The sequence below is a fragment of the Actinomadura rubrisoli genome (assembly GCF_004349215.1).
In the GTDB taxonomy this organism is placed as follows: domain Bacteria; phylum Actinomycetota; class Actinomycetes; order Streptosporangiales; family Streptosporangiaceae; genus Spirillospora; species Spirillospora rubrisoli.
Window position 1 is genome coordinate 1 of sequence record NZ_SMKU01000250.1, and the last position, 14,044, is coordinate 14,044.

Here is a 14,044-nt window from a genome sequence, read left to right on the forward strand (position 1 = left end):
ACAGCTCCCCAGTGCCGACCCCCTCACCAAGGGCGCCTGGATCGCCCTGATCGGCGGCCCCGTCTACCTCCTGGTCACGGTCATCCTCGACTGGGAGGTCCCCGGCTGGGCCGCGTTCCTGGCCGTCGCCGCCTTCATCGGCGGCTTTGTGACCCTCGTCCTGCGCATGGGCGACGAACCCCGCGACCCCGACGACGGAGCTGTTGTTTAATTGCAATCCCGGCCCAGCGGGCTCGCCTGGCGGCTCGCCCGCTGACCGTGCTTGTGCGATCGCGAATCGCTTCGCGATCTTCCCGGGGGATGCTCGCCTTCGGCTTCGCATCCCCCGGTCAGGTCGCGCGATCGCGTGCGAGCTGAGGTCGTTGGACGGACCTGGGTCCGTCGCCGTTCGCGTCAGACCGCTTGCTTGCCAGGTCAGGCCGTGATTCGGAGGTCTGCGAGGACTGGGCGGTGGTCGGTGGCCAGGAGGAGGTCGACGGCCGGGACCTTGTCGTCTTCCGGTACTCCGCAGCCGACCACCTCGATGGACGGGTCGGCGAAGACGCCGTCGATGCGTCTGCGCGGGTCGCGGGCGGAGAAGGTCAGCTCGGCACCCGCCGGCGCCACGGCGAAGCCGTCCTGAAAGCGCTCGGCCAGCAAGGACCAAGACGGGCCGCCCGGCTCCTCGTTGATGTCGCCGGTCAGCACCACCGGCGCCTCATATCGGCGTTGGGCCTGGTCCAGCAGGGCGAGGACCTCGCCGGTGTGCCGGTGGCGCGGGCCGGTCGCCAGGTCGAGGTGTGTGCTGGCCGCGATGAGCCGCGTCCGGTCGTCCCCTTGGCCGAACTCCAGGACGGCGATGGCCAAGGCCCTGCGATGCAGGTCCGGGGCGGGGGTCAGCAGGTGGAACTCGCGGGTCACCCGCCGGACGTGCGGCGCCGCCAGGACGGCCACCCCGCACGCCCGCCGCCCCGCCGCGATATGCATTCCGCAGTCGCGCGCCAGGCGGCGGCGCTGCGCCCGCCAGCCCCAGAACCGCGGCACCTCCTGCAAGCACGCCACGTCAGGACCGACCGCCCGGACGACCCGGGCCACGGCCGCCGGATCGTCCCGCAAAGACCTGATGTTGTAACTGAGCACCCGAACGGACGTCACATTCACCTCCCTCCCCCAACGACCTCAGCTTGCACGTGATCGCGCGACCTGACCGGGGGATGCGAAGCCGAAGGCGAGCATCCCCCGGGAAGATCGCGAAGCGATTCGCGATCGCACAAGCACGGTCAAGGTACGAGCCGCCAGGCGAGCACCTTGGGCCGGGATTGAATTAAACAGAGCCGCTAGGCGAGTAGCCCTGGGCCGGGATTGCATTAATTGAACGCGCAAGATCGGCGGCGCCGACTATGCCGGCGGCTGAGCCCAGTTCGGCGATGCGGATGTCGGGCAGGGGGCGGTGGCCGCGGCCGGTCAGTGCGTCCTCGAACGCCACTCGGACGGGGTCGAGCAGCAGGTCGCCCGCGTCCGAGAGGCCGCCGCCGATGATGAACGCGCCGGGGTCCAGGATCGCGCTGAGGTCGGCCAGGCCCTGGCCCGCCCAGTGCGCGACCGTGCGGAAGCATTCCAGTGCGGCCTTGTCGCCTTCGCGGGCCGCCTGGGTGACCTCGGGGCCGCTGATGCCCTCGGGTCGTCCGTCGCCGAGCTCCAGGAGCCGTCCGGCCATCGCGGGGGCGACGCGGGCCAGGTCGCGGGCCTCGTGGACGAGGGCGTTGCCGCTGGCGTACTGCTCCCAGCAGCCCCGGTTGCCGCAGCCGCAGCGCCGCCCGTCCGGGACGACGCGGAAGTGGCCCATCTCGGCGCCGATGCCGAACTGGCCCCGGTAGAGCTCGCCGTTGATGATGATGCCGCCGCCGATGCCGGTGCCGAGCGCCACCAGGACGATGAAGTTCTCCCCGCGGCCGGCGCCGAACCTGGCCTCGCCCCAGGCGGTGGCGTTGCCGTCGTTCTCGACGACGACGGGCAGCCCGACCCGGCTCTCGACCTTCTCCTTGATCGGCTCGTCGCGCCAGGCCAGGTTGGGGGCGAACAGCACGGTGGAGCGCGTCTCGTCGACGAAGCCGGCGGTGCCGAGCCCGACCGCCGAGACCTCCTCGAACTTGCCCTTGAGTAGATCGACGACCTCGGCGATGACCTCGGCGGTCTCCTTGGGGTTGGTCGAGGGAGTCGGCCTGCGGACCTTCTCCAGGATCGTTCCCCGGTCGTCGACGACCCCCGCGGCCACCTTCGTGCCGCCCACATCCACGCCGATGGTCAGGGCCATGAACGCTTCCTCCTCCTTCACGCGCCCCGGCTGGAGCTAGCCGATGTCGATGGAGCCGCCGGTGGCGGCCGACCACGCGTCGCCCGGCTCCGGGCGTTCCGGACGGCCGTCTCGCGGCGATCGGCCCGACCGCTCGGACGTACCCGTCCGCGGACCCGGCGACGCCTCCGGCGGACGGCTCCCGCGCGTGCGGTCGAAGGCGGCCACCACGTCCAGCGCTGCGGCCAGCAGCGACTGCCCGGCCTCCCGCACGTGCCGGCCCACGTCCGCGCCGGACTCGCGCTGGATCGCGATGGCCCGGCAGATCGGGCAGTTCCGGCATTCGGGTGCGCCGGTGGCGATGTGCGGGTCCTCGGCGGTCGCCCGGCCCCACACGTCGCCGGCGTCCGCGCCGGTCCCGCCGCCGGTCCCGCCGCCGCCCATGCGCCTGCGCAGGGCGTCGAAGAGCTTGGCCGCCTCGTCGAGGACGTCGCCTGGCTGCTCGTTCATCACCACTTCTTCCATCCGTCGTCGGCGTGAAACGGTATCGCCCTTCGCGACCGGAAGAGCACGCTCAGCGCTCGACGTGCCGCTTGAGTCCCTTGAGCGCGGAGTCGATGATCCGCTTCTCGCCCTTGCGCTTGACCATGCCGATCATGGGGACGCGCACGTCCACGGCCAGCTCGTAGGTCACCTCGGTGCCGTCGCCCGCCTCGGCCAGGGCGTAGGTGCCGTGCAGGCCGGTCACGACGTTGCCCTTCTCGACCAGCTCCCACACCACCCGGTCGTCGCCCTCCCAGGTGTAGGCGAGGCCCACGGTGTCGCTGAACGGGCCGCCGTCGAACGTCAGACGGGCGCGCTGGGCGCGCCCGTCGCCGCCCGTCGCCTGGACGGTGAACTCGCGGATGCCGCTGGCCCAGTCCGGATAGGACTCCAGATCGGCGATCACCGCCATGATCTCGGCCTTCCCGGCCTTGATGGTGATGGAAGAGCTCGTGCGGTCCGCCATCTGCGTTTCCCTCCGGATCGGGTAGGACCCGCGGCCCGGGCCCGGTGTCCTACAGAAGTATCTTTCACACCGACAGGACGTACGGCACCCCGCGGGCCCGGAAGTGACCCACGTTCACGCATTCGGTGCGCCCGATGCGCATGCGGCTCGCGAGCGGCTGGTGCACATGCCCGAAGAGCACGTACTTCGGCTGCGTCCGGTGGACGGCGTCCAGGATCGCCTCGCTGCCCCGCTCGAACCGGCGCGCCACCGTGTCGTACAGCAGTTCGGGGACGGCGGGCGGGATGTGGCAGCACAGCACGTCCACCTCCCCCACCGCCTCGACCTTGGCCGCGTACGTCTCGTCGTCCAGCTCGTAGGGGGTGCGGTACTCGGTGCGCAGGCCGCCGCCGACGAACCCGAACGTCAGCCCGCCCAGCTCGACGGTCTCCCCGTCCAGGACGCGGTGCCCGTCGCGCAGGTGCGGGCCCCACATGCGCGGGATGTCGACGTTGCCGTAGGTGAGGTAGGCGGGGGTCGGCATCGCCTCGAACAGCTCCGCGTACTGCCGGTCGACCGCCTGCTCGATGTGCGGCCACGCCTCACCGTCGAGCCCCGCCCAGAGCCCCCGCGAGAACTCGCGCGCCTCGTCGAAGCGCTTGCGCGTCCGCAGCGCGATGAAGCGGTCGGCGTTCTCCTGGCCGAACAGGTCGGCGAAGATCCCCTGAGCGTGGTCGGAGTAGTCGATGAACAGGATCAGGTCGCCGAGGCAGATGAGCGCGTCCGCGCCGTCCCCGGCGCTCTTGAGCGCCTCCGCGCGGCCATGAACGTCGCTCACCACGTGGATCCTCATAAACCGACTCTAATAGGACGGCTTCGCGGCGAACACGGCCCGCCACCATCCGGGCACCGGCCGGTGGTCCGGGGTCAGCCCGCGGCCGCCGACACCAGGGAGCGCCACTCGCTCACCAGGGCGGCGTCGACCGGGGCGTCCCAGGCGCCGTCGGGACGGACGGCGGTGCCCACGTGGAAGGCGGTGACGCCCGCCGCCGCGAGGACCGCGACGTGCTTGCGGCGCAGCCCGCCCCCGGCCATGATCATTCCGGCCGCGTCGGGGTCCTCGGCGGCGCGGCGGACCAGGACGTCCACCCCGGCGTCCACGCCCCGCGCGGAGCCGGCCGTGAGGACGGTGTCGAGCCCGCCGCCGAGGTGGCGGACGACGTCCCAGGCCGGGACGGGGTCGACGGCGTGGTCGAGCGCCCGGTGGAACGTCCACGGCAGGGGCGCGGCGACGGCGGCGAGCTTGCCGGTCGCGGCGGTGTCGATGTGGCCGAAGGAGTCGAGGAAGCCGAGGACGAAGCCGTCCGCGCCCGCCTCGGCGAGCTTGCCGGCGGCGTGCCGCAGCCGGTCCAGCTCGGCGCCTGTGGTGCGGAAGCCGCCGTTGGCCCGCAGCATCACCCGCATCGGCAGGGACGTGACCTTCCGCATCGCCTCGACGAGGTCGGGATCGGGGGTGAGCCCGTCGGCGGCCATGTCGGCGACGACCTCGATCCTGTCGGCGCCGCCCTCCTGGGCCGCGCGCGCGTCGGCGGCGGTCAGCGCGATCACCTCAAGCAGCGACATGGCGATCCCCCTGGGTCCGTGGCGGACGGTGTGCGGCCAGATCAAGCGTAGGCGAATCGGCGGCCGGCGCCCCGGCCCGCGAGCGGACTTTGCCCGGCCCTTAATCGCGGGAGCCGGGAACGCGCTCCCGGAGGGCGTTTCCCTACTCATGGGTATCATTCTCTTTCGGAGAAGCCGGACACGGTTTCCCCGCCGTCCCCGAGATCAGCCAAGGAGTGGGCCGTGCGCGAGTTCAGCGTCCCCGCGATGGTGGAGGTCCCCGACTCCGCCAATCTGACCGACGCGCCCTTCACCCGGGCCGCCGAGGAGCCCGGTGCCATCGTCCTGCGCCGCCGGAGCGGCGGCGCCTGGAGCGCCGTCACCGCGGCCGAGTTCGCCGCCGAGGTCGCCGGCGTGGCCAAGGGCCTCATCGCGGCCGGGATCGAGCCCGGCGATCGAATCGCCCTGATGTCGCAGACCCGCTACGAGTGGACCGTCCTCGACTACGCGATCTGGACGGCCGGCGCGGTCTCCGTCCCGGTCTACGAGACGTCGTCGGACGAGCAGATCGAGTGGATCGTCGGCGACTCCGGCGCCAAGGGCGTGTTCGCCGAGACCGCCGCGCACGTGGCCGCTCTCGACGGGATCCGGGGGAACCTGCCCGACCTCGCGCATGTCTGGGGCATCGACGCGGGCGCCGTCGCCGAGGTCACCGCGCTCGGCGCGGAGGTCGCCGACGCCGCCGTGGAGGAGCGCCGCCGCTCGCGCACCGGCGCGGACCTGGCCACGCTCATCTACACCTCCGGCACCACCGGCCGCCCGAAGGGCTGTGAGATCACCCACGCGAATTTGGTGCTGACCGCCCGCAACGCCATCCAGGGCGCGATCGCCGAGGTCGTGGTGGAGGGCGGCTCCACGCTGCTGTTCCTGCCGCTCGCCCACGTGTTCGCCCGGCTGATCGAGGTGCTGTGCGTCGAGGGCGGCCTCGTCCTGGCGCACAGCGACGTCCCCAACCTGCTGCCCGACCTCGCCTCGTTCCGGCCCACGTTCCTGCTGGCCGTGCCCCGCGTGTTCGAGAAGGTCTACAACGGCGCCGAGCAGAAGGCCGCGGCGGACGGCAAGGGCAAGATCTTCAAGGCGGCGGCCGGCACCGCGATCGCCTACAGCCGGGCGCTGGACTCCGGCGGTCCCGGCCTCGCGCTCAAGGCCAGGCACAAGCTCTTCGACGTGCTGGTCTACGGCAAGCTGCGCGCGGCGGTCGGCGGGAGGGTGGAGTTCGCGGTGTCCGGCGGCGCCGCGCTGGGCGAGCGCCTCGGCCACTTCTTCCGCGGCGTCGGCATCACGATCCTGGAGGGCTACGGCCTCACCGAGACCACCGCCCCCGTCAGCGTGAACCGCCCCTCCGCCAACAAGATCGGCACGGTCGGTGCGCTGATCCCCGGTGTGGACGTCCGCGTCGCCGAGGACGGCGAGGTCCTCGTCCGCGGGGTCAACGTCCTGCGCGGCTACTGGAACAACGAGACCGCCACCAAGGAGGCCCTGGAGGACGGCTGGTTCCACACCGGCGACCTCGGCTCCCTGGACGACGAGGGCTTCCTGAGGATCACCGGCCGGAAGAAGGAGATCCTCGTCACCGCCGCGGGCAAGAACGTGGCGCCCGCCCCGCTGGAGGACAGGCTGCGCGCCAGCCCCCTGGTCAGCCAGTGCCTCGTCGTCGGCGACGGCCGCAAGTTCATCAGCGCCCTGATCACGCTGGACGAGGAGGCGCTCGGGCCGTGGAAGGAGCGGCACGGCAAGCCCGCCGCGATGACGGTGGACGAGCTGCGCGCCGACCCCGACCTCGTCGCCGAGATCGAGAGGGCGGTCGCGGGCGCCAACCGGTCCGTCAGCCACGCCGAGGCGATCAAGAAGTACGCGATCCTCGGCGTGGACTTCACCGAGGCGGCCGGGCACATGACGCCGAGCCTCAAGGTCAAGCGCAACGTGGTGGTGAAGGACTTCGCCGACGAGATCGACGCCCTCTACACCGCCTGACCCCGTTCCGGCGCGGACGCGATCCGCTGCACGCGGAGGGCGGGCGCGTCAGCGGAGGGCGAGTGCGTCAGTCGAGGGCGGCCACTGCGCCGGCGATCGGCGTGCCGCCGTTGAGGAGGTCGAGCGTGCGGCGCCGGACGCCGCGCGCGTCCAGCAGCGCGACGATCACGGCGGCGACGTCGTCTCGCGTCACCTCACCCCTTCCGATGGGCGGGGCGGCGAGTTCGACGAGGCCGGTGCCCGGGTCGCCCGTGAGGCGTCCCGGGCGGAGGATCAGCCAGTCCAGGCCGTCGCGCGCCCGCAGATCGTCCTCGGCCTCGCCCTTGGCCCGGATGTAGGCGGCCCAGACCTCGTCGCGGCCCGGCGCGGGCGGGTCGTCCGCGCCCATGGCGGAGATCTGGACGAAGTCGCGGACCCCGGCGCGCTCCGCCGCGTCCGCGAGCAGCACCGAGGCGGCCCGGTCGACGGTGTCCTTGCGCGCCGCGCCGCTGCCCGGCCCCGCCCCGGCGGCGAACACGACCGCGTCCGCCCCGGTCACCACGTCGGTGACCTCCTCGACGGGCGCGGTCTCCAGGTCGCACACGACCGGCCCCGCCCCCGTCGCCCGCACCTCGCCGGCGTGGGCGGTGTTGCGGATGACGCTCAGCACGGTGTCCCCCCGCGCGGCCAGCAGCCGGGACAGCCGCAGCGCGATCTGCCCGTGCCCGCCCGCGATCACTACGTTCATGCCGCGATCCTACGGACCATGGCCCCGTCCGGCGCGGGAGCGCGGCCGGTGCGGGCGCGCCGATGTCGAGGAGGCGCCCGCACCGGCCGCACGTCCGGGACGTCCCTGGACGGACCGGACGATCCCGGTTCGGGGGTCAGCAGGCGCGCCCCGAGTTGATGCAGGACACGGCGCGCCGCATCAGGTTGTTCGGCATCACGTTCTCGAAGTCCGCGTGGTCGGTCACCGGGTCGTGCCCCTGCTCGGGGAAGGTGTCCAGCGCGAACGCCAGCGGCTGGGCGGGCAGGTTGTAGCTCAGCGTCATCCGCAGCTGCGGCACGGCCTTCGTCCCCTGCGGGCAGTTCCCGGCCTGGTCGGGGAAGACGATGTGGCTGCGGTGGTTGGCGCTGTCGGTGTTCTGACCGTCCCAGCAGCTCGCGAACTCCAGCACGCGCGTCACGCGGCTGCCGCGCGGGCACAGCGGGTACTTGTCGGTGAACGCCCGGTCGGCGAAGCCGCTGCAGGTCCATTTGGCGCGGGCGTTCCCCGTGCCGTTCGTCGCCGCCTTGGCGTCCCCCATGATGATCCGCATGAACCGCGGCATCGCGGTCACCTTGCTGCGCGGGTTCCCGAGGAACTGCAATTGCGCGGACGCGGGCGTGACGATCGAGCCGATGTTGCCGTCCTGCTTGCTCTGGGCCGCCGCATCGGAGCCGTCCTGCCCCTTGCGCAGCCGCATGACCGGCCAGTAGTAGGTCGACTTGTCGCCGTTCGTGCAGGTCGTCCCGGCGGCGGCGAGGCTCTGGTCGGTCGAGAACGCGTCGGTCGAGAGGTTGCCCACGTAGTCGTGGATGTGGTGCGCCCCGTTCTGGACGCCGGGCGCGACGACGAAGTTGTCGGGGTTGCTGTGCTGCTGGCCGGCGTTCCGGCCGCAGTTCGAGGTGAACGAGCCGCTGGAGCCGCCGCGGCCCCGCCGCGCCTGCGCCACGCGCGGGGCCCGCCGGATGTCGACGAACTGGTTCCGGTTCGGGCCCTGCTTCACTCCCTGCTGCTGTTGCTGTTGCTGTTGTAGCTGCTGCTGGCCGTTCTGGTTCTGGCCGTCGTCCTGCTGCTGGCCGTCACCGTTCTGGCCGCCGTTGGGGTCTTGCTGCTGGCCGCCGTTCGGATCCTGTGACTGACCGCCGTTGGGGTCTTGCTGCTGGCCGCCGTTCGGATCCTGTGACTGACCGCCGTTGGGGTCCTGCTGCTGGCCGCCGTCCGGATCCTGTGACTGGCCGCCGTTCGGATCCTGTTGCTGGCCGTCGCCGATCTGGCCGCCGCCGCCCGGATCGCCGTTCCCGTCCCCGCCGTCCGGCGGATCGGTCGGGTCGGCGGCGGCGGCCGCGCGGTCGCCGATCTGGAGGGCCGTGGCCCCCGCCGGCGACATCTCGGCCGCCGACGCGACAAGGACGAGCGCCGGGACCAGCACGGCGAGGGCCTTTTTCTTTCTTCCCATGGAGGACTCCCTTTGCGGGGTGGGATGCTCGTCAGTGCAAAGCCGACCTGGTGACCAGGCCCGTGCTCTCCAGCAATGACATATGGGTGCTGACGAACTTCATCGCGCGTTCGGCGAACGCGCGGATCTCGCTGTTCTCGGTCTGCGCGCGCACCTTGGCGATGACGCTGAAGACCTGCCCGTGGGCGGCGCGCAGCCGCAGCACGAAGGTCTTGTCATAATCGCCGCCGAACTTGCCCGACATTTCCCGCAGCCAGCTCTTCTGGCTGCCGTTGGGCTCGGTGGGCAGCAGGACGTCGAGCCGCTGCGCGGTGGCCCGGGTGTCGGCGTCCAGCGCCATGTGCTGCTGCATGATCATGTTTCCGACCTCCTTCACCCGGGGGCTGGAGGCGCGCTGCTGGGCCTGCTGACCTGCGGGCATCTCCCAGAGGCCGGCCTGCCTGACCTTGACGAGCAGCGTCCTGTCGAGGGCGCCCATCGGGCCCCAGCGGGTCTTGGTCGTGCCGCCCCTCGTCGCGCCGTCGGCGGGGGCCAGGCCGCCCGCCGGGCTGAGCACCATCGCGAAGGCCGCCACGACGGCGGCCACCGCGGCCAGGAGCAGGAGGACACGGCCGCGCCCCAGCCGGGGGAACATGCGCAATTCTGCGGCACCGTAGTTTTTCCTCAAGGGAACTGCTTCCTCCTCTCGGGAAGGTTCACCGAACGGACCCGGCGCGGGTCGCCAGGAGGTACGCACCGCGCCGGGCCCGAGGTTCATCGGTCGATGCTCGGTTTTCACTTTTTCTCGCACACGAAATGGCAGGTGCCGACCAGGTCAGGAGCGCCGCGCCGGGCTTCCGGGAAGACCGCCTGTGACGCGCAGCGCGAGCGCGGGGCACATGGCGACCGCCCGCTGCACGTCCCTTTCCATCCAGGACGGGATGTCGGTGCCCAGCACGACGGGGAAGCCGTACCGGTCGAGCTGGATCAGCTCCGGGACGAGGTAGGCGCACAGGCCGTGCCCGTCGCAGCGGCTCCAGTCGATGGCCACCCGCCCCTCCTCGCCGGTCGGGACGGGCAGCGGCAGGACGCCGAACGTCGGCTGCCCGCAGGTGCCCCCGTACCGGTGGACGTCGATGTCGTCGGTGAACGCGTCCACCGCGGACAGGACGAACTTGGCGGTGCCGTCGGGATGGGTGCAGGCGCCGCGGCCGCGTCCGATGCCGGCGGCGCGGCGGACGTCCTCCACCGTCCCCGACCCGTCGCTGAGGGCGTTCAGGGTGCGCACGACGTCGGGCAGTCCGAGGCGGCACGGCCCGCATTGCCCGGCGGACTGCGCGGCCAGGTAGGAGGCGATCCGCGTGACCTCGCCGAGCGGGCAGGTGCCCTGCGCGAGCGGGAGGACGATCCCGGCGCCGACCGTCCCGCCCACCGCGCGCATGCCCGCGCGCGACAGCACCGCCCGCGAGGCCGCGACCGGGTCGAGCCAGATCCCGTGGTACCCGCCGACGAGCACGCCGGGGACGGGCGGGACGTCGCAGAGATCGAGGACGGCGCGCAGGGACGTGCCGAGCGGCGCCTCGACGACCTTGGTGCCGCCGACCGTGAGCAGGGTGGTGCCCGGCTCGTCGTCCGTCCCGGCGGAGGCGTACAGGTCGGGGCCCAGGGAGACCAGGACGGCGAGCTGCGCGAACGTCTCGGTGTTGGACAGCAGCGTCGGGTACCCGTCCACCCCGGACTCGGCGGCGCGGACCTTGACGCCCGGCGGGATCGGCGTCTCGCCGTTGATCGCCCGGACCACGGCGCCGCTCTCCCCCGAGATGAACCGCTCGGTCAGCCGGACGACCCGCGCGGCCATCCGCCGCTCGCCGATCGCGGCCCGCACGGACCTGGCGGCCTCGTCGTCCTCGACGGCCACCACGATCCGCTGGGTGCCGAGCGCGGACGCGGCGATCTGCGCGCCGTCCAGCACCAGGTGCGGCGCCCGGCCGAGCAGGACCTTGTCCTTGGAGCTGCCGGGCTCGCCCTCGGCGGCGTTCACCACGACCACGACGTCCTCGCTCGACCCGCGCGCGTCGCGCTTCTCGCCGGGGAGCAGCACATCCTGGTCGGACGTCGGGTAGTTCACGCGGGCGGCGACGGCCATCAGCTTGCGCGCGAACGGGAAGCCCGCGCCGCCGCGGCCCCGCAGGTCGACCTGCTCGGCCATCCGGACGAGATCGTCCAGGGCGGGGACGCGGAGCTTGCCGTGCACGGCCAGGTGCCGGTCGAGGTCGAGCCGGTCGAACCGGTCGAACCCCAGGGTCAGCCGGGGGCCGCCGATGTTCGCCACGGCGACGGTGGAGCTCATCGCATGACCTCGGTGTCCCGGCCACCGCGGGCCGTCCGGGGAACGGGCGTCCCGCGCGGATCGGTGGTGGTGGCGCGCGGATCGTCGGCCAGGCCGCGCGTCTCCAGCGTGCGGACCGCGCCGCGCGCGCCCGCCGCCGCGCGCTCGGTGACCGGGGCGCCGATCTCGTCCCCGGCGCGCCGGACCTCCCGCGGCTTGACCGCGACGATCATCCGGGTGAGCAGCGCCAGCGCGACGCCCGCCACGCTGAGGACGTAGCTGAGCGTCACCCAGTCCGCGGCGGTCCGCCCGGCGGTCAGGCCGTGCACGATCCCGAAGGGCCAGGAGACGTAGGCCAGGGCGTGCATCGTCCGCCACACCCAGGGCCGCCCGCGGAACGCGAAGCGCGCGCGCATCATTCCCGTGACCACGACCAGGACCATCAGCTCGAACGCGATCGTGCCGAGCCCGACCGGGTCCAGGCCCGGGACGACGATCTGCGCGGGGAGCGCGAGGCCGCCCAGCACCTTGACCGCGATGTGCGCGATCACCATCGCCGTCGCGAGGACGGCGGACGCGCGGTGCACGCCCTGGGCCAGCACCCGGTGCCGGATCCCCAGGATCAGCCGCTCGGTCGCCAGCAGGCCGCTCATCACGGCGGCGGTCATCGCGAGCAGCGTGAAGACGCCCGCGTAGAAGGAGAGGAAGTACTGCACGTTCGCCGCCGCGACGGCCCCCGGCGGGGTGGCTGCTCCGACCAGTACCAGCACTGCGCCGACGAGTATCGCGCGCAGCGCCCATGTCGGCACGGCGGGATCATCACTGTTGCGTGTTCGCACCGCTCGGACTCCTCTTCTCGGTCGCGGGGGACGCCGGAGCGCCGCCCGGATCTGCGCCGTCCCCGGGTGGTTTGCCGGGGGACGGCGATGACGGCGGCTCGTCCCCGGCGGGGACCGGGCCGAGATTGGCCAGCAAGGCCCCTGGAAGCACCTGGAGAGCGCCGCGCTCCGCGTAGCCGAGGAGCGGCTTGGCACGCTCCCGGAAGGTCCATCCGCCGATCACCGCCCCGTCGAGCGGCACCTCCTCGGCGCCCGTGCGCAGGTCGAACCCGACCTCCGCGCGAGGCGCCTCCGCCCCTCCGCAGGGCCGGTCCCCGCCCGTCCGGCCGAGGGGGTCGCCGCGCTTGACGACGCTGCCGTCGCGCAGCTGCGCGACCGAGCGCACCCGGTAGTAGGTGGTGGCCAGGCCGCTGGCGTGGACGATCATGACCATCGCCCGGCCGGCGCCGTCCTCGCAGAACCGGTAGAGCCGCCCGCTCCCGGACGCGACGACACGGCCGTCGCCGCCCGAGAAGGCCAGCGAGCCGAGCGGCCGGGTGGCGCCCGCCCCGTCCCCGGCGGCCATCGACCAGGACGCGCCGACCTTCCACGGGAGCATCAGCCCGTCGCCGGACCGGGTGCCGTTGACCAGCGCGGTGGCCTGCTCGGCGGTGACGGCCCCGTACCGGCGCAGCGCGCGCGCCTCGTCCGCCGACATGACGGTCGCGGGCATCACCCCCAGGAGCCCGTTGAACGCGGGGCCGCCGGACAGCCCGACCTGCCACCGGCCCTGCCTCCACCGCGCGGCGAAGAACGCGATCTCGGGGGTGGCGGCGCTGGTGCCGGGGACGGGGATCGCCGTCGTGCCGAACACCCAGGTCTTGTCGCCGCTGGTCCGGGCCGCGTCCACGATCGGCGGGCGGTCCGGGGCGGCGCCGTAGGACCGGCGGGCCGCCGCGCCGCGCTGCGCCAGGGTCAGCTTCCGCACCTGCGCGGTGAGCGCCTGCGGGTCGGGCGCCGCAGGCGGCGCGGGTGCGCCCGCCCCGCCCGGCTGCCGGTGCGGCGCCGGCCGCTGGGCGGGCTTGCCGCGGGGCTTGCGGTCGCGGGCGAGCTGCTTGGAGCCGCCCGTCCCGGACGCGCTGATGGGCCGGCCGTCCAGCAGGGCCCGCTCGACGATCCCGAGCAGCGACAGGCCGACGACGCACGACAGCACGATCGCGCCGACGCTCAGCCGGTCGGCGGGCCCCCGCATCCCGCGCGGCCTCGCCCTAGGCCCGGGACGCCGGTCACCGGGCGGCCGACGCCCGGACTTCCCCCGCCGTCCGGACAGACGGGCAGGCTGCCGCGACTCGGCCCGCCGCCCCGCCCCGCGCGCTCCGGGGCCGCGCGCCCCGAGCGGTTGGGCACCGCGCGACTGAGACCCGCGCACCCCACCCTCGCGCGGCTCTGGCCTGAGCGGCCGTACGCCAGGTGGCTGAGGACCGCGCATCCCGTGATCGCGCGGCTCGGGGCCGCGCGGCTCGGGCAGCTGAGCAGCGCGCGGTTGTACGCCTGATGGCTGAGGACCGCGCGTCCCAGGATCGCGTGGCTCGGGGCCGCGCGGTTGGACACCGCGTGGCTGAGGGCCGCGCGGCTCGGGTGGCTGAGGGCCGCGCGTCCCAGGATCGCGTGGCTCGGGGCCGCGCGGCTGGGCGCCGGACGGCTGAGGCCCATGCGGCTGGGCGCCGGGTGGCTGGGGTCCGCGCGGTTGGGCGCCGCGCGGCTCGGGCGGTCGGGCACCGGGCGGCTGTGCGCCGGGTGGTTCGGAGGGGCGTGGTGGGG

The 14,044-nt window shown here is 73.4% G+C and carries 14 protein-coding genes and 1 pseudogene; 3 read left to right on the forward strand and 12 right to left on the reverse strand.

Going from position 1 to position 14,044, the window contains the following annotated elements:
- Positions 1 to 211: pseudogene (locus tag E1298_RS33450) on the forward strand (hypothetical protein); the annotation flags it as partial.
- Positions 212 to 414: 203 nt separating this feature from the next.
- Here E1298_RS33450 and E1298_RS33455 read toward each other — a convergent pair.
- From E1298_RS33455 to E1298_RS33480, 6 genes are all read right to left on the reverse strand, one after another.
- Positions 415 to 1,134 (reverse strand): endonuclease/exonuclease/phosphatase family protein, encoded by a 720-nt coding sequence (locus E1298_RS33455; RefSeq protein WP_131900450.1) that lies wholly within the window; start codon positions 1,132 to 1,134, stop codon positions 415 to 417.
- 169 nt (positions 1,135 to 1,303) lie between these two features.
- Positions 1,304 to 2,293: an ROK family glucokinase gene (locus E1298_RS33460; protein ID WP_131900452.1), complete on the reverse strand. Its 990-nt coding sequence runs from the start codon at positions 2,291 to 2,293 to the stop codon at positions 1,304 to 1,306.
- A 36-nt stretch (positions 2,294 to 2,329) separates the two neighbouring features.
- Positions 2,330 to 2,782 (reverse strand): hypothetical protein, encoded by a 453-nt coding sequence (locus E1298_RS33465; protein ID WP_131900454.1) that lies wholly within the window; start codon positions 2,780 to 2,782, stop codon positions 2,330 to 2,332.
- 64 nt (positions 2,783 to 2,846) lie between these two features.
- Positions 2,847 to 3,281 (reverse strand): SRPBCC family protein, encoded by a 435-nt coding sequence (locus E1298_RS33470; RefSeq protein WP_131900456.1) that lies wholly within the window; start codon positions 3,279 to 3,281, stop codon positions 2,847 to 2,849.
- Between the two features lie 64 nt (positions 3,282 to 3,345).
- The gene (locus tag E1298_RS33475) at positions 3,346 to 4,113 is read right to left on the reverse strand and encodes a metallophosphoesterase family protein (protein WP_131900458.1); all 768 of its coding nucleotides are present in this window, start codon (positions 4,111 to 4,113) and stop codon (positions 3,346 to 3,348) included.
- Positions 4,114 to 4,187: 74 nt separating this feature from the next.
- Positions 4,188 to 4,883 carry a copper homeostasis protein CutC gene (locus E1298_RS33480; RefSeq protein ID WP_131900460.1) on the reverse strand — a complete coding sequence of 232 codons (696 nt, stop codon included), beginning with the start codon at positions 4,881 to 4,883 and terminating at the stop codon, positions 4,188 to 4,190.
- A gap of 222 nt (positions 4,884 to 5,105) precedes the next feature.
- Here E1298_RS33480 and E1298_RS33485 point away from each other — a divergent pair, with 222 nt between their 5' ends.
- Positions 5,106 to 6,896 (forward strand): AMP-dependent synthetase/ligase, encoded by a 1,791-nt coding sequence (locus E1298_RS33485; RefSeq protein ID WP_131900462.1) that lies wholly within the window; start codon positions 5,106 to 5,108, stop codon positions 6,894 to 6,896.
- A gap of 67 nt (positions 6,897 to 6,963) precedes the next feature.
- Here E1298_RS33485 and E1298_RS33490 read toward each other — a convergent pair whose 3' ends face one another.
- The 6 genes from E1298_RS33490 to E1298_RS33515 all read right to left on the reverse strand — a co-directional run bounded on the left by E1298_RS33490 (position 6,964) and on the right by E1298_RS33515 (position 13,475).
- Positions 6,964 to 7,623: an NAD(P)H-binding protein gene (locus E1298_RS33490; RefSeq protein ID WP_131900463.1), complete on the reverse strand. Its 660-nt coding sequence runs from the start codon at positions 7,621 to 7,623 to the stop codon at positions 6,964 to 6,966.
- 136 nt (positions 7,624 to 7,759) lie between these two features.
- Entirely contained in the window at positions 7,760 to 9,097 is a 1,338-nt protein-coding gene (locus E1298_RS33495) for a DUF1996 domain-containing protein (RefSeq protein WP_131900465.1), read from the reverse strand.
- Between the two features lie 31 nt (positions 9,098 to 9,128).
- Positions 9,129 to 9,731 carry a DUF4142 domain-containing protein gene (locus tag E1298_RS33500; RefSeq protein WP_131900473.1) on the reverse strand — a complete coding sequence of 201 codons (603 nt, stop codon included), beginning with the start codon at positions 9,729 to 9,731 and terminating at the stop codon, positions 9,129 to 9,131.
- Positions 9,732 to 9,911: 180 nt separating this feature from the next.
- Positions 9,912 to 11,426, reverse strand: a complete 1,515-nt coding sequence (locus E1298_RS33505) for an NADH-quinone oxidoreductase subunit NuoF family protein (protein ID WP_131900467.1) — start codon at positions 11,424 to 11,426, stop codon at positions 9,912 to 9,914.
- Entirely contained in the window at positions 11,423 to 12,244 is an 822-nt protein-coding gene (locus E1298_RS33510; RefSeq protein WP_131900469.1) for a ferric reductase-like transmembrane domain-containing protein, read from the reverse strand. Before E1298_RS33510 ends, E1298_RS33505 begins: the two co-directional genes overlap by 4 nt.
- Positions 12,225 to 13,475: a M23 family metallopeptidase gene (locus E1298_RS33515; protein WP_165975807.1), complete on the reverse strand. Its 1,251-nt coding sequence runs from the start codon at positions 13,473 to 13,475 to the stop codon at positions 12,225 to 12,227. The genes E1298_RS33510 and E1298_RS33515 overlap by 20 nt, the downstream gene beginning before the upstream one ends.
- A gap of 351 nt (positions 13,476 to 13,826) precedes the next feature.
- On the opposite strand from E1298_RS33515, the gene E1298_RS49760 reads away from it, so the two are divergent.
- Positions 13,827 to 14,044: hypothetical protein (locus tag E1298_RS49760; RefSeq protein WP_207944988.1), on the forward strand; the 218-nt coding region annotated here is incomplete at its 3' end.